This is a genomic window from Actinomadura sp. NPDC049382 (assembly GCF_040677125.1).
Taxonomy (GTDB): Bacteria; Actinomycetota; Actinomycetes; order Streptosporangiales; family Streptosporangiaceae; genus Spirillospora; species Spirillospora geliboluensis.
The window spans coordinates 1-20423 of the sequence record NZ_JBFARO010000140.1; the positions used below are offsets into that span (position 1 = coordinate 1).

Below are 20423 nucleotides of genomic sequence, written 5' to 3' on the forward strand. Positions count from 1 at the left end.
AACGGCGAAAGACGTCATCACGCCGCATAGGCTGCTCCAGCCGAAAATGTGATCACGAATGGGGCCAACTTGTCAATAGCGTACGAGTGTGGCTGCGCCGCCGGGCGCATCCCCGGATCGGGGTGCGCGGCGGCCTCGACCAGCGGGCGCAGCGCGGCCGGCAGCGCGCCGGCCGGGGCGTCGCGCCGCCCGGTGGCGGCGAACGCCACCGTCGCGGCCCACGCGCGGACATCGCCCGCCGGGTCTGTGGCGGCGGTCAGGGCGAAGTCGACGACGACCGGCGCGTCGTCCACGACGAGCACGGTCCCCGGCTCCAGCGCCCCGTGCACGAGACCCGTCCCGTGGATGGCGGCGAGGGCCTTGGCCAGCCCGGCGGCCAGGCGGCACAGCGCGTCCCCCGACATGGGACCGCGCTCGGCGACCGCCTCCGCCAGCGGCCGCCCCGGGACGAACCGGGACACGACATAGGGGCGCGGCCCGGCGGGCTCGCCGTCCAGGACGTCCACCACGTAGGGGCTGAGCACCTCGCGCATCCGCCCGATGTCGACGGCGGCGCCGGGCGGGAGCAGCCGGATCGCGACGTCGCGGCCGTCCGGCCCCGCCGCGCGGTGCACGGCCCCGGCGGCCCCTTGCGATGCCTCGCCGCCCGTCCCGGACAGCAGCCGGTACGGGCCGATGTGCTCCAGTCGCCTCGTCTCACCGCTCATAAGGGTCGCCACCATACCGACCCGTCAAGGTCCGTCGAGGTCTGTTGAGGTCCCCGGGAGCCCGCCGGGGCGGGCCGCAGGTCACAGGCCGGGAATGTTGGAGACGAGGTCGCGGACGTCGGCCCGCAGGCCCTCCAGGCTCTGGCCCATGCCGTCCAGCGGCGTGGTGTCGGGCGGCTGCCGCTGCGACAGCCCGGCCAGCACCCCCGCGAAGATCCCGAGGACGAGCGCGCCCGCGAGGGCCGCCTCGGCGCGCGGCAGGAGCGCGCCCCAGATCCGGGCGAGCTGCCGCCGGGGCGCGCCGCTGCCCGGCGCGAGGCAGAGCAGCCCGATCACCGCCATGGACGAGTACGCGATGGCCTTCGACGCCGTCATGTCCGACTGCGCGAAGATCAGCACGCCGAGCATGACGAGCCCGGCCAGCAGGCTGAGCGACGTCCACAGCACCGTGGACATCAGGGCGCCCGGCAGGTGCAGCGGCGTCCGGAACGCGGCGGCGACGGCGTCGCCCGAGCGCGGCCCGCGCCTGGTCTGCCGGCCCTCCATGCCCTTGGCGGCCTTGTCGGCCGCCCGCAGCACGAACACGCCGCCGATGGTGACGCCGAGGGCGAGCAGCGGCGCGATGTTGGCGAACGCGAGCAGCGCCACCAGGACGATGAAGCTCAGCACCCGGTACCAGCCGTAGGGTTTGCGGCGGTCGCGGTCGGCGCGCTCGGCGCGCTCGCGGTCGGCGCGGGCCTGGTCGGCGACGCGGCGCTGCGCGTCCTGCGTCTGCGCGTCGTACGGGCCGCCGCGCTGCAGCGCGCCCGGCGGCGGCTGGTTCGGCGGCGGCTGGTGGGGCTGGTTGGGCGGCGGCGCGTACGGCGGGTACGCGCCGCTCTGGCCGTACGGGTCGGGCGGGGCGTAGCCGCGCCCGCCGAACTGCTCGCCCGCCTTGAACTGGGCGGGCGGCGGGCCCGGCGGCGGTGGCGGCGGCGCGGCGGGCGGCAGCTGGCCGACGAAGTCGCGCGGCTGCGCCGGGACGGGCGCCGGCGCGGGCGCGGGCAGCGCGTTCCCGCCCGGGGTCGTCGCGGGCGGCGGCGGTGCCGGGACGTCCTGGGAGGTGTCCGGCGGCGACCCCGTCACCGGCATCGAGAACATCCGGGAGTGGTCGGGCGCCGGCTCGTCCACGGACGTGCCGTCCGCCGGCGCGACCGGCGGCACGGCCGGAGCCGGGTAGTGCCGGTCGACGCGGGTCTGGTCGGTGATGGTGGCTTCGAGGTGGATCCGCCGGGTGAGCTGCACCAGCTTCACGGCGGTGGGGCGCTCGGCCGGGTGCCGCGCCATCGCCGACCGCAGCACCGGGAGCAGCGCGTCCGGCACGCCGTCCAGGTCGGGCGTGCCCTGCATGATCTTGTAGAAGATCGACTCGAAGGTGCCGGAGCCGAAGGGGGGCCGGCCGGTGGCGGCGTAGGCCACGGTCCCGGCCCAGGCGTGCACGTCCGACGGCGGGCCCGCGTCCTCGCCCTCGATGATCTCCGGGGCGAGGTAGCCGGGGGTGCCGATGACCATCCCGGTCGCGGTGAGCCGGGTCGCGTCGGCGGCCTGCGCGATGCCGAAGTCGATGACGACGGGCTCGCCGTCCACGAGCATCACGTTGCCGGGCTTCATGTCGCGGTGCACGATCCCGGCGCCGTGGATCGCCGACAGCGCCGCCGCCAGCCCGACGCCGAGCCGCTGCAGCCCCGGCCCGTAGATCGGCCCGGCGTCCTCGACGACCTCTTCGAGCGTCCGGCCGGGGACGTACTGGGTCACGATGTAGGGCTGGTCGGCGGTCACGTCGGCGTCGAGGATCTCCGCGACGTGCGGGCTGTGCACCCTGCGCATCGAGTCGACCTCGCGGGCCAGCCGGCGGCGCGCCGTGGCGTCGCCCGCGACCGCGGGCCGCAGCACCTTGATGGCCACGTTGCGCCCCTCGGCGTCGGCGCCGAGGTAGACGACGCCCATGCCCCCTTCCCCGAGGGTCTGCAGGACGCTGTAGTGGCCGATTCGGTCCCCGGACGTGACGGCTCCCTTCATCGTTTCCGAAACCCTACCCTCGACGCCGCGGACGGGCGGCTTCCGACGACGTCACGCGGCCACCCCGTCACGGGCGGTCACCGGCCCGCCCCGCCGGGAGCGGTGCCCGGCGGGCCCCCTGCCGGGCCCTCTGCCGGGCTTTCCGGCGGGTTCCCCCGCGAGCGCGCCCGCGAACCAGCGCGCGGACGGGCGCCGGGACGGATCGCGCCGCAGCGCCGCCCGCAGCAGCCCGGCCACCGGGGCGGGGACGCCGTCCAGGTCGGCCTGGCCGCGCAGGATCCGGAAGCACACCCCGTGCAGCGAGCCGCGCCCGAACGGCGGGCGGCCCGTCGCCGCGTACGCGACGGTCGCCGCCCAGGAGAACACGTCCGACGCGGTGGTGGCGCGCTCCCCCTCGATCAGCTCCGGGGCCAGGTAGGCGGGCGTCCCCACGACCATCCCGCGCTTGGTGAGCTGCTCGGCGCCGGCCTCGTGCGCGATCCCGAAGTCGATCAGCGTGGGCCGGTCGCCCAGCACGATGACGTTGCCCGGCGATACGTCGCGGTGCAGCACGCCCGCGTCGTGGACGTCGCCGAGCGCGAGCGCCAGCCGGCGCGCGAACCGGGCGAGCCGGTCGCCGCGCAGCGGCCCGTACGCCGCGATCAGGTCGTTCAGCGGGCAGCCCGGCACGTACTCCATGACCACGTGCGGCCGCTCCGCGGTGATCGCCCCGTCCAGCAGGCGGGCGACGTGGGCGCTGCGCACCCGCGCCTGCGCCCGCATCTCCCGTGCCAGCCGGTCGATCGCCTCCTGTACCCCCGTCAGTTCGGGTATCAGCTCCTTGACCGCGACCTCGCGGCCCTCGGAGTCCATGGCGAGGTACACCACGGCCGTGCTCCCCCGGCCGATCTCGCCCAGCAACCGATACCCGCCCAGTCGCCGATGCGTCCCCATGCATGCTTTGACGCCGGGAACGGGGGCCGCGTTCCCGCGGGACCCGGTCGGAACGCGGTCGGAACCCGGGCCGGGGCTCAGCCCTTGCGGGCGGCCTGGCGGGCGCGGCGCTCCTCGCGGCGGGTCTCGAACTTGACGGCGGCGGCGTCGAGCTGCTCCAGGAACTCGCCCAGCTCCTCGCGGGCCTTCTCGCCGTCGCCGGACAGGTCGGTGCGGTCGAACACGCCCCACTTGCGCAGCACGGGGACGAGCACGTCGTCGTGGTGCAGCCGCAGGTCGTAGATGCCGGCGTTGGCGATGATCACGGACTTGCGGAGGAAGCCGTCGATGCTGTGGCCGGGCATCTGGAAGCCCTTCACCACGTCGGTGATCGCCCGCATCGTCTCGTTCGGGGCGGCCTCCAGCGCGGCGGCCATCAGGTTCCGGTAGAAGATCATGTGGAGGTTCTCGTCCGCGGCGATGCGGGCCATCATCTGCTCGCAGATGGGGTCCCCGGACGCCTTGCCGGTGTTGCGGTGCGACACGCGGGTGGCCAGCTCCTGGAACGACACGTACGCCGAGCCGTGCAGGAACGAGTCGCCGTGGTCGGCCTCGTAGCCGGCCTCCATGTGGTGCATGCGGGCGCGCTCCAGCGCGACCGGGTCGACCGCGCGGGTCACGGTGAGGTAGTCGCGCAGGACGATGCCGTGCCGGTTCTCCTCGGCCGTCCAGCGGTTGACCCAGGTGCCCCAGGCGCCCTCGCGGCCGTAGACGGTGGCGATGGCGCGGTGGTAGCCGGGGAGGTTGTCCTCGGTGAGCAGGTTGACGATGAGCGACTCGCGCGCCTCGACGCTCAGCTTCGACTGCTCCAGCGACCAGGGCTCGCCGTCGAGCGGCCCGTCGTAGTCGCGGCCCTGGCCCCACGGGACGTACTGGTGCGGGAACCATTCCTTGGCCATCGAGAGGTGCCGGTTCAGTTCCTTCTCGACCACCGGCTCGAGGTCGTGCAGGATGCCGGTCTGGAACTTCTCTGCGGGGGTCACGGACATGCGGTTCCTTCGCTGGGACGAGGTGGACTTGCCGGACGCGGGCCGCGTCCGCGGCTCGATCGGTGCGCCCAGCAGGCCGTACACAACCTACTCAAGCGTAGGTTCGATCGTCGCCATTGGCCGTGACCCCCGTCAAGTCAGCACCGCCACAATCAACCCACGGGAAGTTTTGTAGACCTGAGCAAAGCGGCGCGGCGTCAGCGCGTGTCGGCGGCCTGCTGCCACATGCGGTTCACGGCCGCCCTGAGCAGCGGTCTTGGCACGAGCTTCAGCGCCGGCATGGCCGCCTTGTACTGCATGCCGGGGACGCACAGCGCGCGCCCGGCGGCCACCGCGTCCAGGCCCGCGCGCGCCACGTCGTCCCGGCGCAGCCACAGCAGGTTGGCGGGGACGTCGTCCTCGGTGCGGGTGAAGCCGGGGCACAGCGCGGTCACGTGCACGCCCTTGCCCGACACCTCCGCGTGCAGGCTCTCGGAGAACGACGCCACGTACGCCTTGGAGGCCCCGTAGGTGGCGCTGCCGGGCGACGGCGCGAACCCCGACATCGAGGCGACGTTCAGCACCCCGCCCCGGCCGCGCTCGACCATCCCCGGCAGCGCGGCGTGCGTGAGCCGGACGAGCGCGGTGACGTTCAGCTCGATCTGCGCCAGATGGTCGTCCAGCGGCAGCTCCGCGAACGCTCCAAAAGCGCCGTACCCCGCGTTGTTCACCAGCAGCTCGACCGGGTCGGCGCGCAGCCTCCCCTCGACCTCGGCGCGCTGCGCGGGGTCGGTGAGGTCGGCGGCCACCACCTCCACCGCGACCCGGTACCGCTCGACCAGCTCGCGGGCCAGCCCGTCCAGCAGCTCGGCGCGGCGCGCCACGATCACCAGGTCGGCGCCGCGGCCGGCCAGCAGCCGCGCGAAGCTCTCCCCGATGCCGCTGGACGCGCCCGTCACGAGCGCGGTTCGGTACGCGTGTCGCATGGCGGCAGATGCTATCGACGGAACCGCAATGACCCCGGCAGCACACTCGAAAACAGAAGTAACGGTTAACCCTCACTTACCGACGTGCGCCGCGGGTCGCCGCCGGCGAACGCGGGCGGCGGCAGCATCGCGGACGGGTCCTCGCCCGCGACCCACAGCCCGACCACGAACGCGGCCGCCGCCTCCAGCAGCCCGGCCCGCTCCAGGCTCCCGCCGTCCATCGGGACGCAGCCGAGATCCGCGACGAGCGTCCTGACCGCGGCGAGCGCCTCCGCGTCGTCCCCGCACAGCGGCACGCCGAGCGGCCGCCCGCCGAACTCCGGGGGCTCCATCCGCCACACGCTCTCGTGGCACAGATTGAACGCCTTGACGACACGCGCGCCGGTGGCGTCCGCGACGCGCCGCGCCGCCGAGGGGCCGCCCGCCGTCTTGAGCCGCTCGAACGGCGGCTCCATCGGGTTCGTGCAGTCGATCAGCACCCGCCCGTCCAGCGGGCCCGCCGCGCGCAGGACGTCGGGGACGCCCTCGTGCCACACGGCGAGCAGCACCGCGTCCGCGTCCACCGCCGCCTCCCGCAGGGTGCCGCCGGCCGCGCCGTTCCCGATCCGCTCCGCCAGCGCCACCGCCTTCGCGGGCGTGCGCGCCCCGATCCGCACCTCATGCCCCTTACGCGCCCACTGCGTCGCCAGCGCGTCCGCCATGTCCCCGGCGCCCAGCACTCCGATCCGCATGATGACCTCCCGCTCGATTACCGTCGGACGGGACGCTAAGCGGTCCGTTCGGCACCATCTGGTGCGTATCGGGAGGGGCAGGATGGCCGACGAGACCATGGACGAATTCATCGCCGACTGCCGCACGCGGCTCGGCCTCGACCTGCTGTCGGGGACCTGGACCGGCGTGGTGCTCTGGTCGCTGCGCGACGGCCCCCGCCGTCCGGGCGAGCTGCGGGAGCGCATCGGCGGCATCAGCCAGAAGGTCCTGACCGAGACGCTGCGGCGCCTGGAGCAGAACGGCCTGGTGGTGCGGCGCCGCTACGCCGAGGCACCACCGCGTGTGGAGTACGAGCTGACCGGCCCTGGGCGGGGGCTGATCGAGCCCTTGTCCGCCCTGGGCCGGTGGACCGAGCGCTACGCCGACGAGGTGCTGGACGCGCAGGAGCGCACGCTCAGCGGCCGGTGAACTTCGCCTTGCCCGGGCCTTCCTCCATGAAGCTCTTCATGCCGTTCGCCTGGTCGTCGGTGGCGAACAGGGCGGCGAACTGCGTCCGCTCGATCTCCAGGCCGGTGTCGAGGTCGACCTCCAGGCCCCGGTCGATGGCCTGCTTGGCGGCGCGCAGCGCGATCGCCGGGCCGCCGGCGAACGTCGCCGCCCACTCCTTCGCGGCGGTGTAGACGTCGGCGTCCGGGACGACCCGGTCGACGAGGCCGAGGGCGAGCGCCTCGTCCGCCTTGACGTGCCGTCCGGAGAAGATCAGGTCCTTGGCGCGGGACGGGCCGATCAGCCGGGACAGCCGCTGCGTGCCGCCCGCGCCGGGGATGATGCCGAGCTGGATCTCCGGCTGCCCGACCTTGGCGCCCTCGCCCGCGACGCGGAAGTCGGCGGTCAGCGCCACCTCCAGCCCGCCGCCGAGCGCGTAACCGGTGATCGCGGCGATGACCGGCTTCGGGATCGCGGCCAGCTCCCTGGTGAAGTCCTGCAGGAGGCGGGACGGCGCGCCCGACATCTCCGCGTACGACATGGGCGCCATCTCCTTGATGTCCGCCCCGGCCGCGAACACCTTCTCCCCGCCGTACAGCACGACCGCGCCGACCTCGGCGTCCTCGGACACCTGGCGCGCCGCGTCGATCAGCTCCCGCTGCATCTGGGCGTTCAGGGCGTTCATCTTGGGACGGTCCAGCCTGATCGTCGCGACCCCGTCCTCGACCACGACCCGTACGAACTCGCCCACGGCGACCCTCCTGTGCATCCGGCGGTGAACGTCCCCGAGCCTAGTCAGCGGCGGGTGCGGCGGTTGTGACGGGTCGTGCTGTCAGAGGCTGCTGGTAGCTTCGGTGACCATGCTCGTCGCCCACGCCACCTGGCATGGCGGTGCGCTCTGCCTGTGGGCCGAGCGCACCGGCCCGTACGAGCCGTCACCGGACGTCCATCCCTTCGCGACCTGCGATTTCACCGGGACGTCGTACGAGCCGCTCGTCCGCACCGGATTCCGCGTCGAGCTGGCGATGACGCTGCCGACGCACGGCGACCATCCGCTGCCCTCGGTGGAGCTCGGCCCCGAGCCGGTGCGGGACGAGCCGGAGCTGCGGCCGTGGCGGGTGCCCGCGCTGGTCCTCGAACCGTTCCCCGCGATGGCGCTGCTCCAGGCGGCCGAGCACAGCGGCGACGTCGTCCCCGGCACCGACCTGCGGTTCCTGTGCCTGCTCGCGGACGAGGCCGTCCACCTCGCCGGGCGCGGCCACGTGCTGCCCGCCCTGCTGCGCGAGGACGGCGACCTCGTGGCGCGGTGGCGCCCGGTGATCGACGACCCGGCCCGCTTCCGCGACCTCGTGCGCGCCATGCCCGCCGCGTGCCGCGCGGCCGACGGCGGGCGCCCCGCCGCCGAGGTGCTGCGGGAGGCGCTGTCCGGGCTGGTCGACACGGCCGTCCGGGGAGTGGTGCCGCATCCGCTGCTGGTGTCGCGGCGCAAGGAGCCCGACCGGCTGCCGCTCGCCGAGCGCTGGGTGATGGCGCTGACCGGGCCGTCCGCCGCCGTCGCCCGCGAACCGCGCGACGACCCCGCCGACCTGATCGCCGAGCTGGACGCGTGGGCCGCCGCCGCGCGCCGCCCGTCCGGCCCGCTGCGCGTCTGCTTCCGCCTCGCCGAGCCCGGCGCGGCGGAGTTCGGGGAGAAGCAGGAGTTCGGCGAGGCCGCCGACCGCGAGAAGCCCGACTCCGATTCCTGGCGGGTCGAGTTCGCGCTGCAGGGCACCGACGACCCCAGCCTCTACGTCCCGGCCGCGCTCGTCTGGGACGGCGAGGCCACCTCGATCCCGGACGCGGAGGAGACCCTCCTCGGCGGCCTCGGCCGGGCGCTGCGCCTGTTCCCCGACATGGCCCCCGCGCTGAACGGCCCCGCGCCGGCCGAGCTCGTCCTCGACACCGCGGGCGCGTTCCGCTTCCTGCGCCAGGCGGCCCCGATGCTCGCCGCCGCCGGTTTCGGCGTCCTGCTCCCCCAGTGGGCGGGCAAGGCGAAGCTCGGCATGAAGCTGACCACCCGCACCGAGGACCCGGAGGCCTCCGCCGGGGCGGCGGCGCCCTCCGGCTTCGACCTGAAGGCCATGGTCGGCTTCCGCTGGGACCTCGCCATCGGCGACGAGAGCATCGACGAGGCCGAGCTGGAGGAGCTGGCCCGCCTGAAGACCCCGCTCGTCCGCCTGCGCGGCCAGTGGGTGGAGCTGGACGAGCGGCAGCTCGAAGCGGCCCTCGACTTCCTGCGCCACCCGCGCCGGGGCCGGATGACCGCCGCCGAGGCGATCCGCGCGATCGTCCACGCGGGCGACGACGCGCTGCCGCTCACCGAGGTCGACGCGGGCGGCCCCCTCGGCGACCTGCTCTCCGGCGAGGCCGACCGCCGCCTCACCCCCATGCGCACCCCGGACGAGCTGGACGCCGAGCTCCGCCCCTACCAGGAGCGGGGCCTCGCCTGGCTGACCTTCATGAACGACCTGGGGCTGGGCGCCCTGCTCGCCGACGACATGGGGCTCGGTAAGACGATCTCCGTGCTGTCGCTGCTCGTCCACGAGCGGGAGGGCGGCGCCCGCCCGGGGCCGACGCTCGCGATCCTGCCGATGTCGCTGGTGGGGAACTGGCAGCGGGAGGCGGCGCGGTTCACCCCCAAGCTGCGCGTCCACGTCCACCACGGGACGGGGCGGCACCGCGGCGACGAGCTGGCCGAGGCCGTCGCGGGCGCCGACCTGGTGCTGACCACCTACGGGACGGCCGCGCGGGACGCCGAGGCGCTCGCGGCGATCGGCTGGGAGCGGGTGATCTGCGACGAGGCGCAGGCGCTCAAGAACAGCGCGACGCGGCAGGCGCGGGCCGTGCGGAGCATCCCGGCGCGCACCCGGATCGCGCTCACCGGCACCCCGGTCGAGAACCATCTGACCGAGCTGTGGTCGATCATGGAGTTCGCGAACCCGGGGCTGCTCGGGCCGCGCGCGGAGTTCCGGCGGCGGTTCGCGATCCCGATCGAGCGGGAGGGCGACGAGCAGGCGGCGCTCGCGCTGAAGCGGGCCACCCAGCCGTTCATCCTGCGCCGCCTCAAGACCGACAAGGCGATCATCTCCGACCTGCCGGAGAAGCAGGAGATCAAGGTCTACTGCAACCTCACCACCGAGCAGGCGTCCCTGTACCGGGCGACCGTCGACGACATGCTCCAGCAGATCGCCGAGGCCGACGAGAAGCAGCGGCGAGGGCTCGTCCTCGCGACGATGGCGAAGCTCAAGCAGGTCTGCAACCATCCGGCGCAGCTCCTCAAGGACGGCTCGCGCCTCCCCGGCCGCTCCGGCAAGCTGCAGCGCCTGGAGGAGATCTGCGCCGAGGTCATGGAGCAGGGCGAGAAGGCCCTCGTCTTCACCCAGTACGCCGAGTTCGGCTCGATGCTCCAGCCCTACCTCGCCGCGCGCCTCGAACGCCCCGTCCTGTGGCTGCACGGCGGGACGTCCAAGCAGGCCCGCGACGACCTCGTCCAGCACTTCCAAAACGATCCCGAGCCGGCGGTGTTCCTGCTGTCCCTCAAGGCCGCCGGGACGGGCCTGACCCTCACCGCCGCGAACCACGTCGTGCACGTCGACCGCTGGTGGAACCCCGCCGTCGAGGACCAGGCCACCGACCGCGCGTTCCGCATCGGGCAGACGCGCAACGTCCAGGTCCGCAAGTTCATCTGCGTCGGCACGATGGAGGAGCGCGTCGACGAGATGATCGAGCGCAAGAAGGCCCTCGCCGAGTCGATCGTCGGCACCGGCGAGGACTGGCTCACCGAGCTGTCGGTCGCCGAGCTCCGCGACGTGCTGCGGCTGTCCCCCGAGGCGGTGAGCGACTGATGGACGACGACGCGCGGGGCATCGAGGGCGTCGAGGGGATCAGGGCCCGCAACAAGCGCGGCTCGATCGGCACCGAGTGGTGGTCGCGGCGCTTCATCGACCTCGTCGAGTCGTTCGCCGACAAGGGCCGGCTCCAGCGCGGCCGCACCTACGCCCGCAAGGGCAACGTGTTCGACCTGCGCGTCGAGCCGTACGAGGTCACCGCGAAGGTGCACGGCTCGGCGCCCGAGCCCTACGAGGTGGCGCTCGGCATCGACGCGATCGACGAGGCGGACTGGCGGGCCGTCGAGCGGGAGCTGGCGTCCCGCGCGGTGTTCCGGGCCCGGCTGCTGGCCGGGGAGATGCCGCCGGAGATCGAGTGGGTGTTCGCCGAGCTCGGCCTCGCGCTCTTCCCCGGCTCGGCGTCCGACCTGCACCTCATGTGCGACTGCCCCGACTGGGGCGACCCGTGCAAGCACGCCGCCGCCGTCCTGTACCTGCTCGCGGAGGCGTTCGACGACGACCCGTTCCTCATCCTGCAATGGAACGGCCGGGGCCGCGACCGGCTCCTCGCCGGCCTGCGGCGCGGCGCCGCGGCCGAACCCGACCCGCTCGACGTCGAGGACGAACCGCTGACGGCCGCCGGCTTCTGGACTCCCCCGTCCGGCCTGGCGCGCCTGCGCGAGCGCCCGCCCGCACCACCGGTCCCGCCCGGCTTCGTCCTCCAGGTGGCCACTCCCCCGCCGGTCAAGATCCGCCGCCGCTCCCTCCCGGACGTCCTGGCCCCCGCCTACGAGGCCCTCGCCACCCAAGACGACACCCCCGACTGACGAGCCCAACTGACAAGCCACGCCCCCTGACCAACTGCGCCCCCTGACCGACTGCGCCGCCCGGCGGGGAGTCACAGACATGCGCGCCGCATCGCTCGGCCCTGGTCGTCAGGGCGTCAGGTCAGGGCGACAGGGCGTCAGGGCAGGGAGACAGGGGGTTAGGGCGCGTTGAGGACTTCGCGGAGTTTTTCGGCGAAGCGTTCGGGCTGGCCGGCCTGGCCGAACTCGCCGCCGAGGAAGCCGCCGTGGTGGCTCGGGAACACCGTCGCGTCCTGGCCGAGCAGTTCGGCGGCCGCGAGGGAGGTGCGTCCGGTCAGGATGCCGTCGGACTCCTCGCCCACCGCGATCACGATCCGCGCGGGCGCGGCCTTGAGCGCTGCGGCGTCGGGCCGGTAGTCGCTGACGGCCCACGACCGGTCGGACAGCAGCGGGTCGCCGCGGGTGCCGTCGTCCTCGGCGGGCATCCCGAACATGGCGGGGTCCGGCGCGGGCTGGGCGAAGTACGCGTCGGTGAACTCGCCCTTCCACGACGTCATCGCGATGAAGGCCGCCATGCCGGCGCCCCAGCCCCTGCTCTCGTACGCGTCCCGGACGGCGGCGCGGGCGCGCGCGGCGGCCGCGGCGTCCGGCAGCAGCGGGAGGAGCGGCGGCTCGTGCGCCACCAGGACGCCGACGTCGGCGGGGTGCGCGGCCACGAGGGCGAGCGCGGTCACCGCGCCGCCGCTGCTGGCGAACATGTCGACCGGGCCCCCGCCGAGCGCCTCGATGAGGGCGTGCACGTCACCGGCCTGGGTGACGGGGTCGTGGTCGTCCCGGCCGTCCTTGCGGGTGCTCCGGCCGAGGCCGCGCGGGTCGTAGGCGACCACGGTGCGGTCGGGGAGGTGCGACGCCAGCGTGCGGAAGCCGGTGGCGTCCATCGGCTGCCCGATCGTCAGCAGCGGCGGTCGCCCGCCGGCGGCCGGCAGCGGCCCGTGGACGTCGTACACGAGGTCGGCTTCAGGAGTGCGAAGTGTGTGCTCAGTGGTCATGCCGGTGGTGACTCCGGCCGCGCCGGAAACTCATCGGCGCGGGCTAGAGCGGGAGGCGGGCGCGGACGGTGAAGCCGCCGTCCGGGCCGGGGCCGGCCTCCAGGGTGCCGCCGAGGGACTCGGCGCGGTCGCGCATCCCGCGGATGCCGCTGCCGTCCTCGGACGGTGCGCCCGACGGCTGCTTCCCGTCGTCCTCCACGGTGACCGTCACGTGCCCGTCGGCGTAGGCGACGCGGACGACGGCGGTGGACGCGGCGCTGTGCCGGGTCACGTTCGTGAGGGCCTCCTGGACGATCCGGTACGCGGCGAGGTCGGCCTCGGCGGGCAGGGCGCGCGGCTCGCCCTCGGTCTCGGTGCGGATCGTCAGGCCGGCGGCGGCGATGCCGGCGGTCAGTTCGTCCAGCCGGGCGAGGCCGGGGGCGGGCGCGACCGGCGCGGCCTCGTCGACCTGCCGCAGGACGCCGAGGGTGGCGCGCATCTCGCGGAGCGTCTCCTTGCTCGCCTTCTTGATCGCGGTGAGGGCCGTCTCGGCGCGCTCGGGTTCGCGGCGCAGGCCGTGCAGCGCGGCGGCGGCCTGCACGTTGATCAGCGAGATGTTGTGGCCGAGGACGTCGTGCAGCTCGCGGGCGATGCGCAGCCGCTCCTCGACGGCGCGGCGGCGGGCCTCGGCCTCCCGGCCGCGCTCGGCGACCCGGGCGCGCTCCTCGGCCTCGCGCAGGTAGGCGCGGCGGTTGCGGACGACGCCGCCGATCGCGACGACGGCGACGAACCAGCCGGCGAGCAGGAAGGACGCCGCGTCGGCGAGGTGGTTGATGTCGTCCTGCCGGTCGGCGGCCACCGAGCCCGCGATCGAGACCGCCGCGAGCACGGAGGCCGCCGCGAGGTGCCCTTCGGCCGCCGCCGTGTAGAGCGCGAGCACGAAGGTGAGCACGAGCGGGCCGTCCGGTTCCACCAGCGGGTAGTAGGCGCCGCAGGCGAAGAACGTGACGACGGCGACCGTGACCGGGTGGCTCAGGCGGAAGTACAGCGCCGCGCAGGCGACCGCCATCAGCGCCCAGCCGTAGAAGGGCATCCGCGTGGACGCGCCCGTGCGGATCGACACGAGCGTCAGCACGGCCATGAGCGCGAACGAGCCGCCGGCCAGGAGCGCGTTCGCCGAGCGCGTGCCCGGAGTCCACGGGACGGGGCGCTCGCGTGGTTTCGCCAGTCGCACATGTCCATCCTGCCAGGGTCCGTCCGCTTGCGAGACTGCGATGGGATGTAGTACTTCTACTATCAACGGAAGTAGAAGTCGGGTCGATGATCCAAGTTCCTGTATGGGGGTGCGCGTCAGATGAGCGAGCCGGTGGTCCGGGCGCGGAACCTGCGGATGCGCTACGGCCGCGCCGAGGTGCTGCGCGGCGTCGACCTCGACGTCGCGGCCGGCGAGGTGGTGGCCCTGCTCGGGCCGAACGGCGCCGGGAAGACGACCACGATCGAGATCCTGGAGGGGTTCCGGCGCCGCTCGTCCGGCGAGGTCGCGGTGCTCGGCGCCGACCCCGGGACGGGCGGGGACGCCTGGCGGGCGCGGCTCGGCATCGTCCTGCAGGACTGGCAGGACCATCCGCGCTGGCGCGTGCGGGCGCTGCTCGCGCACATCGCCGCGTTCTACCCGCGGCCGCGCGACCCGGACGAGCTGCTGGCGGCCCTGGGCCTCACCGCGCAGGCCGGGCAGCTGGTCGGGCGGCTGTCGGGCGGCCAGCGGCGGCGGCTCGACATCGCGCTCGGCATCGTGGGCCGCCCCGAGCTGCTGTTCCTGGACGAGCCGACCGCCGGCTTCGACCCGGAGGCGCGCCGCGGGTTCCACGGGCTGGTCGAGCGGCTCGCGCGGGAGGAGGGCATGACCGTGCTGCTCACGACGCACGACCTCGCCGAGGCGGAGCGGCTCGCCGACCGGATCGCGATCCTCGTCGACGGCGCCGTGCGCGTCTGCGGCACCCCGTCCGGGCTGGCGTCGGTGGTGCAGGCGGCGTCGGAGGTGCGCTGGCTGGAGGACGGCGCGCGCCGCACCGAGCGGACGTCCGACCCGTCCCGGCTGGCGTTCGACCTGCACCGGCGGTTCGGCGGGCCCGTCCCGGGCCTGGAGATCCGGCGCCCGACGCTGGAGCAGAGCTATCTCGATCTCGTGTCACGGAAGGAGGCCGCGTGATGAGCGCGCCGAGCATGCGGGCGATGAGGATCGGGCTGCGCCGCGGATGGACGGAGCACGTCCAGTTCCTGAGCAGCCGCCGGGAGCTGGCGTCCACGCTGATCGGCACGGTCGGGGTGTACGTGCTGCTGGTCCGCTGGCAGGGCGACACCGTCGTGGAGGGCACCGGGGAGTCCCAGGCCGTTCTGATGACCGCGGGGTTCATCGCGTTCTCGGTGTTCTCCGCGGCGCTGCTGAACCTGCCGATGGGCATCGCGGCCGACCGCGAGGAGGGGACGCTGCTGCGGCTGCGCACGGTGCCCGGCGGGCCCGCGGCCTACCTGGTCGGGCGCGCGGTGTCGGTGCTGCTGCAGATCGCCGGGTACGTGCTGCTGATGCTGGTCGCGGGCGCGGCGGTCGCCGGGCTCCGGCTGCCGGGCTCGCCCGCCGACTGGCTGACCCTGGCGTGGGTGCTCGCGCTCGGCACGCTGTCGGTCGTGCCGGTCGGCGCGGCCCTCGGGGCGCTGCTCCCCGGCCCGCGCAACGCCGCGAGCATCCTGTCGCTGCCGGTGATGGCGCTCATGGTCGTCTCCGGGGTGATGTTCCCGGTGGCGCGGCTGCCGGAGGCCGTGCAGACCGTCGCGCAGTTCTTCCCGCTGTACTGGCAGGGGCTCGGGCTGCGGGCGGTGTTCCTGCCGGACGCGATGGCGGCCGCCGAGATCGGCGGGACGTGGCGGCTGCCGGAGACCGCCGCCGTCCTCGGGGCGTGGGCCGCCGCGGGGCTGCTGCTGGCGCCGTGGGTGCTGCTGCGCGCGACCCGGCGCGAGTCCGGCGCCCGGCTGGCCGAGCGCCGCGAGCGCCGCGCCGCCCAGGGCGCGCTGTGACCCGGCGGGCGCCGGTACCGGCCGCGGTGCGGAGGTGCCGGCCGTGATCCGGAAGACTGGCGCGGTGTCCGCCGACAAGGAGACCGTCTACAACCGCATCCCGGTGCTGAGGGCCGAGCGCGGCGTCTCGCGCCGCGACCTGGCCGCCGCGCTGGGCGTCCACTACCAGACGGTCGGCTACCTGGAGCGGGGCGAGTACAGCCCCAGCCTGCACCTGGCCCTGCGCATCGCCGAGTACTTCGAGGTGCCGGTCGAGGTCGTCTTCTCCCTGAAACCCTTCCCGCGAATCGGAGGCACGTCATGACCAAGCGCTCCACCGGGTGGCTGGAGCGGTCCCGGCACAAGCGCGCGGCCCGCCTCGCAGCCCTAGACGAGCAACTGGAGAGCCGGCTGCCCGCCCGCTACGCGCGGCAGCGGCCCCGCCGGATCCTGGCGGGGGCGGGCGCGGTCACGCTCGGCCTGTTCTGGGTGGACGCCGCCGTGTCGTGGGTGCTGGCGCCGAGCGACACCGCCATAATCGCGAACTTCGTGATCCTCGGGATCCTGATCGTGGTCGGGTTCCCGCTCGCGGGCCAGCTGATGGCGGTGACCCGGGGCCTCACGTCCAAGCGCGAGCACGAACTCGACGAGCGGCAGCTCCTCGCGCGGCTCCGCGCGTACGCGACCGCGCACCGCGCGACCACGTTCGTGCTGGCCGCCGTGCTGATCATCACGAGCGCCGTCGACACCGAGGGGCGCGAGTCGCAGATCCCCGGCGCGGCGCTGTTCCTGATCCTGTTCGCCATGCTGGCGACGCACGTGCTCCTCCCCCTCGTCGTCGCCACCTGGCAGACGGCCGATCCACCGGACGACGACGAGGACGAGTACCCGGACGAAGACGGCGCCTAGCGCAGATCGCCGACAGCGCCGGCGCTCAGCGCAGGTCTCCGTTCGTCATGCCCTGCGGGGCGGGCGGGAGGGCGACGAGGCCCAGTTCCGCCCGTCCCGACAGCAGCGGGTGGCTCGGCACCACCCGGACGCTGTAGCCGAACGCGCCGCTGCGCCCGAGCGGGACCTCGCCGGCGTAGCGGCGCCGCCCGCTCTCCGCCGGACCGGCCTCCGCCAGCTCCAGGTAGGACGGCTCGACGAGCGTGTCGGCGTCGTCGACCCGGCCGTAGGCGACCTCCACGGCGACGTCGTCCGGGTCGAGGCCGCCGAGGTCCACCACGACCCGCACCGCGAGCCGCGCGCCGACCTGCGGGCTCTCCGCCCCGTTGGACTCGACGTGCTCGACGGCGACGCCCGGCCACGCCTTGCGGACCCGCTGCTTCCACGCGGCGAGCTCCCGCGCCCCCGCGTGGTCGCCGGCGACCATCGCCCGCTCGGACGCGGCGGCCGGGGCGTAGAGGTCCTCGACGTACTCGCGCAGCATCCGGGTCGCGAGGACCTTCGGGCCGAGCGTGGCGATGGTGTGCTTGACCATCTCCAGCCACCGGCGCGGCAGCCCGGCGCCGTCCCGGTCGTAGAACGTGACGGCGACGTGGTCCTCGATCAGCTCGTACAGCGCGGCGGCCTCCAGCTCGTCGCGCCGGTCGGGGGCGGACAGGCCGTCGGCGGACGGGATCGCCCAGCCGTTCTGCCCGTCGTACCACTCGTCCCACCAGCCGTCCAGGATCGACAGGTTCAGCCCGCCGTTCAGCGCCGCCTTCATCCCGGACGTGCCGCTCGCCTCCAGCGGGCGCAGCGGGTTGTTCATCCACACGTCGCAGCCCTGCACCATCAGCTGCCCGAGCGCGATGTCGTAGTCGGGCAGGAACACGATGCGGTGCCGGACGTCCTCGGAGTCGGCGAACCGCACGATCTGCTGGATGAGGCGCTTGCCGCCCTCGTCGGCCGGGTGCGCCTTCCCGGCGATGACGATCTGCACGGGGCGCTCCGGGTCCAGCAGGATCGAGCGGAGCCGGTCCGGGTCGGTCATCATCAGCGTGAGCCGCTTGTAGGACGGGACGCGGCGCGCGAACCCGATCGTCAGGACGTCGGGGTCGAGGGCGTCGTCGATCCAGGAGACCTCGGCCTCGCTGGCGCCGCGCTGCCGCCAGGACTCGCGGAGCCGGCGCCGCGCGTCCAGCACGAGCCGGCGGCGCAGCAGGGCGCGCATCCGCCAGATCTCCGGCTCGGAGACGGCGCGGACGCCCTCCCAGCCGCGGCCGCTCTCCATCACCGACGGCAGCTCGCGGGCGGTGAACTCCAGCACCTCGCGCGCCACCCACGTCCCGGCGTGCACCCCGTTGGTGATGGACCCGACGGGGACCTCGGCGAGGTCGAACCCGCCCCACAGGCCGCCGAACATCTCCCGGCTGACGCGGCCGTGCAGCTCGCTGACGCCGTTGACGCGCTGCGCGAGCCGCATGCCCATCACGGCCATGTTGAACACGGTGCGGTCGCCGCCGGGGTAGTCCTCGCTGCCGAGCGCGAGGATCCGGTCGACGGGGACCTGCCGCTCCTCGGTCGCGCCGCCGAAGTAGCGGCTGATCAGCTCGCGGGGGAACCGGTCGATGCCGGCGGGGACGGGCGTGTGCGTGGTGAAGACGGTGCCCGCGCGCGTCGCCTCCAGGGCCTCGTCGAACGTCAGCCCCTCCTCCGACGCCAGCTCGCGGATGCGCTCCAGGCCGAGGAACCCGGCGTGGCCCTCGTTGGTGTGGAACACCTCGGGCGCGGGGTGGCCGGTGATGCGGCAGTACGCGCGGATCGCGCGGACGCCGCCGATGCCGAGCAGCATCTCCTGCAGCAGCCGGTGGTCGCCGCCGCCGCCGTACAGCCGGTCGGTGACGTCGCGGGCGGCCTGGTCGTTGTCCTCGACGTCGGAGTCCAGGAGCAGCTGCGGGACGCGCCCGACGTGGGCGACCCACACCTGCGCGCGCAGGGCGTGGCCCTTGGGGAGGCCGATGGTCACGTGCACCGGCGTCCCGTCGCTCTCGCGGAGGAGGGTCAGCGGGAGCCCGTTGGGGTCGATCGGCGGGTAGCGCTCCAGTTGCCAGCCGTCCGGGGACAGCGACTGGGAGAAGTAGCCGTGCCGGTACAGCAGCCCGACCCCGAGGATGGGGACGCCGAGGTCGCTCGCCGTCTTCAGGTGGTCGCCGGCGAGGATGCCGAGGCCGCCGGAGTACTGCGGCAGCGCGGCGGTGATGCCGTACTCGGGCGAGAAGTAGGCGATGCAGGAGGGCCCGGCGTCGCCACGGGCCTGGTACCAGCGGGGCGCGGTCAGGTACTCGCGCAGGTCCTCGGCGGTGTCCTGGAGGCGGCGCAGGAACCGCCGGTCCTCGGCGAGGCGTTCCAGCCGCTCCGGGGCGACCTCGCCGAGCAGGCGGACCGGGTCGTGGTGGACGGCCTTCCAGAGCGCGGGGTGCACGGCGCGGAACAGGTCGAGCGTCTCGTGGTGCCAGGACCAGCGCAGGTTGAGGACCAGTTCCTCGAGCTGCCGGAGCGGCTCGGGAAGGACGGTGCGGACCGTGAAACGTCGGATTGCCTTCACACAACACCACGCTAAGCGCTGGGATCGGCTCGGCGCGACGGCGAGGTGCGGGCCGCCGCCGCGCGCATCGGTCGCCCCATACCCGTCCGAGCCGCGAAAACCCCCGGCTGCGCTGGGACTTCCGGCCGTCCCGGCGGTCACTTAGCGGGATTGGAGAGGCACTTAAAGTTATCCCAAACTACTCGGCGGTAGGTCCGGCGTCGCGGGCATGGGACGTTTCGGAAGTCCCGCTCGGGTAGGGGGGAGACATGCACGTGGAGTCCGGAACATCCCATATGGCCGGAATTCCGAGGCTTGGTCGCATTCCGATTCTGGACGTGTCGCCGGTGGTGGGGTGCGGCCGGTGGCCGGCGAAGGCCGTGGTCGGCGAGACGGTCGAGGTGTCGGCGACGGTGTTCCGCGAGGGGCACGAGCGGCTGGGCGCGGCGGTGGTGCTGCGCACGCCGGACGGCGAGGAGCTGCCCGGTGAGCGGATGGCCGAGGTCGGTGCGGGGCTGGACCGGTGGTCGGCGCTGGTGACGCCGACGGAGCTGGGGTCGTGGTCGTTCCGGGTGGAGGCGTGGGGCGACCCGATCGCGCACTGGTGGCACGACGCGCAGATCAAGGTGCCCCGCGGCCAGGACGTCGAGCTCATGCTCACCGAGGGCGCCCAGTTGTTCGAGCGCGCGGCCGAGGCCGTCCCGAGCAAGGACCGCCCGACCCTGGACCGGCTGGCGAAGTGCCTCGGAGACGAGACCATCCCGGTCACCGACCGGATGGAGGCGGCCGCCGACCCGGACGTCGCCGCCGCGGTGGAGCAGCATCCGCTGCGGGATCTGTTGACGGTGTCGGACTGGTACCCCCTGGTCGTGCACCGCCAACGCGCCCTCTACGGCGCCTGGTACGAGTTCTTCCCCCGCTCCGAAGGAGCCACCTTCGACCCGATGGGACGCCGCGGCCCCACTTCGGGGACGTTCCGCACCGCGATGAAACGGCTCCCCGCGATCGCCGACATGGGCTTCGACGTCGTCTACCTGCCACCCATCCACCCGATCGGGACCACGTTCCGCAAAGGCCCCAACAACACCCTGGACGCCGGCCCCTACGACCCCGGCTCCCCCTGGGCGATCGGATCACCCGACGGCGGCCACGACGCCATCCACCCCGACCTCGGAACCCTGGCCGACTTCGACGCCTTCGTCGCCTACGCCGGCGACCACGGCCTCGAAATCGCCCTCGACCTGGCCTTGCAGTGCTCCCCCGACCACCCCTG

The 20423-nt window shown here is 74.1% G+C and carries 18 protein-coding genes; 8 read left to right on the forward strand and 10 right to left on the reverse strand.

Annotation, left to right across the window (positions count from 1 at the left end; genetic code table 11):
- Positions 1 to 17 precede the first annotated feature (17 nt).
- The 6 genes from AB0K34_RS40230 to AB0K34_RS40255 all read right to left on the reverse strand — a co-directional run bounded on the left by AB0K34_RS40230 (position 18) and on the right by AB0K34_RS40255 (position 6422).
- Entirely contained in the window at positions 18 to 707 is a 690-nt protein-coding gene (locus AB0K34_RS40230) for a hypothetical protein (RefSeq protein ID WP_364553958.1), read from the reverse strand.
- An 81-nt stretch (positions 708 to 788) separates the two neighbouring features.
- Complete coding sequence (locus tag AB0K34_RS40235; protein WP_364553960.1) at positions 789 to 2765, reverse strand: serine/threonine-protein kinase; 1977 nt, start codon at positions 2763 to 2765, stop codon at positions 789 to 791.
- 51 nt (positions 2766 to 2816) lie between these two features.
- Positions 2817 to 3698: a serine/threonine-protein kinase gene (locus AB0K34_RS40240; protein ID WP_138640169.1), complete on the reverse strand. Its 882-nt coding sequence runs from the start codon at positions 3696 to 3698 to the stop codon at positions 2817 to 2819.
- 77 nt (positions 3699 to 3775) lie between these two features.
- Positions 3776 to 4726, reverse strand: coding sequence for an acyl-ACP desaturase (locus AB0K34_RS40245; RefSeq protein ID WP_138640168.1), 951 nt, complete (start codon positions 4724 to 4726; stop codon positions 3776 to 3778).
- Between the two features lie 197 nt (positions 4727 to 4923).
- A complete protein-coding gene (locus AB0K34_RS40250; protein WP_138640167.1) occupies positions 4924 to 5691 on the reverse strand; it encodes an SDR family oxidoreductase in 768 nt (255 codons plus the stop codon).
- Positions 5692 to 5756: 65 nt separating this feature from the next.
- Entirely contained in the window at positions 5757 to 6422 is a 666-nt protein-coding gene (locus AB0K34_RS40255) for an NAD(P)-binding domain-containing protein (protein ID WP_138640166.1), read from the reverse strand.
- Between the two features lie 82 nt (positions 6423 to 6504).
- Between AB0K34_RS40255 and AB0K34_RS40260 the strand changes: the two genes are divergently transcribed.
- On the forward strand, positions 6505 to 6870 hold the full coding sequence (locus tag AB0K34_RS40260) for a helix-turn-helix domain-containing protein (RefSeq protein WP_364553964.1): 366 nt from the start codon (positions 6505 to 6507) through the stop codon (positions 6868 to 6870).
- On the opposite strand, the gene AB0K34_RS40265 is transcribed toward AB0K34_RS40260, so the two are convergent.
- Complete coding sequence (locus AB0K34_RS40265) at positions 6857 to 7639, reverse strand: enoyl-CoA hydratase-related protein (RefSeq protein ID WP_364553966.1); 783 nt, start codon at positions 7637 to 7639, stop codon at positions 6857 to 6859. The two genes, AB0K34_RS40260 and AB0K34_RS40265, sit on opposite strands and share 14 nt — an antisense overlap.
- 109 nt (positions 7640 to 7748) lie before the next feature.
- Here AB0K34_RS40265 and AB0K34_RS40270 point away from each other — a divergent pair, with 109 nt between their 5' ends.
- Together AB0K34_RS40270 and AB0K34_RS40275 are read left to right on the forward strand one after the other, a co-directional pair.
- Positions 7749 to 10772 (forward strand): DEAD/DEAH box helicase, encoded by a 3024-nt coding sequence (locus AB0K34_RS40270; RefSeq protein WP_364553968.1) that lies wholly within the window; start codon positions 7749 to 7751, stop codon positions 10770 to 10772.
- On the forward strand, positions 10772 to 11581 hold the full coding sequence (locus tag AB0K34_RS40275) for an SWIM zinc finger family protein (protein ID WP_301175888.1): 810 nt from the start codon (positions 10772 to 10774) through the stop codon (positions 11579 to 11581). Before AB0K34_RS40270 ends, AB0K34_RS40275 begins: the two co-directional genes overlap by 1 nt.
- Before the next feature lie 158 nt (positions 11582 to 11739).
- On the opposite strand, the gene AB0K34_RS40280 is transcribed toward AB0K34_RS40275, so the two are convergent.
- Both AB0K34_RS40280 and AB0K34_RS40285 read right to left on the reverse strand, forming a co-directional pair.
- On the reverse strand, positions 11740 to 12609 hold the full coding sequence (locus AB0K34_RS40280) for an alpha/beta hydrolase (RefSeq protein ID WP_364553971.1): 870 nt from the start codon (positions 12607 to 12609) through the stop codon (positions 11740 to 11742).
- Positions 12610 to 12652: 43 nt separating this feature from the next.
- Entirely contained in the window at positions 12653 to 13822 is a 1170-nt protein-coding gene (locus AB0K34_RS40285; RefSeq protein WP_364553973.1) for a sensor histidine kinase, read from the reverse strand.
- Between the two features lie 120 nt (positions 13823 to 13942).
- On the opposite strand from AB0K34_RS40285, the gene AB0K34_RS40290 reads away from it, so the two are divergent.
- From AB0K34_RS40290 to AB0K34_RS40305, 4 genes are read left to right on the forward strand one after another with little or no spacing between them, the layout of a single operon-like run.
- The gene (locus tag AB0K34_RS40290) at positions 13943 to 14797 is read left to right on the forward strand and encodes an ABC transporter ATP-binding protein (protein WP_364553975.1); all 855 of its coding nucleotides are present in this window, start codon (positions 13943 to 13945) and stop codon (positions 14795 to 14797) included.
- Positions 14797 to 15660, forward strand: a complete 864-nt coding sequence (locus AB0K34_RS40295) for an ABC transporter permease (protein WP_364553977.1) — start codon at positions 14797 to 14799, stop codon at positions 15658 to 15660. The genes AB0K34_RS40290 and AB0K34_RS40295 overlap by 1 nt, the downstream gene beginning before the upstream one ends.
- 34 nt (positions 15661 to 15694) lie before the next feature.
- Complete coding sequence (locus AB0K34_RS40300) at positions 15695 to 15964, forward strand: helix-turn-helix transcriptional regulator (protein ID WP_171069486.1); 270 nt, start codon at positions 15695 to 15697, stop codon at positions 15962 to 15964.
- The gene (locus tag AB0K34_RS40305) at positions 15961 to 16548 is read left to right on the forward strand and encodes a hypothetical protein (protein WP_364553979.1); all 588 of its coding nucleotides are present in this window, start codon (positions 15961 to 15963) and stop codon (positions 16546 to 16548) included. Before AB0K34_RS40300 ends, AB0K34_RS40305 begins: the two co-directional genes overlap by 4 nt.
- A gap of 25 nt (positions 16549 to 16573) precedes the next feature.
- Here AB0K34_RS40305 and glgP read toward each other — a convergent pair whose 3' ends face one another.
- Complete coding sequence (glgP, locus tag AB0K34_RS40310) at positions 16574 to 19171, reverse strand: alpha-glucan family phosphorylase (RefSeq protein WP_364553980.1); 2598 nt, start codon at positions 19169 to 19171, stop codon at positions 16574 to 16576.
- A 317-nt stretch (positions 19172 to 19488) separates the two neighbouring features.
- Here glgP and AB0K34_RS40315 point away from each other — a divergent pair.
- Positions 19489 to 20423: maltotransferase domain-containing protein (locus tag AB0K34_RS40315; RefSeq protein WP_364553981.1), on the forward strand; the 935-nt coding region annotated here is incomplete at its 3' end.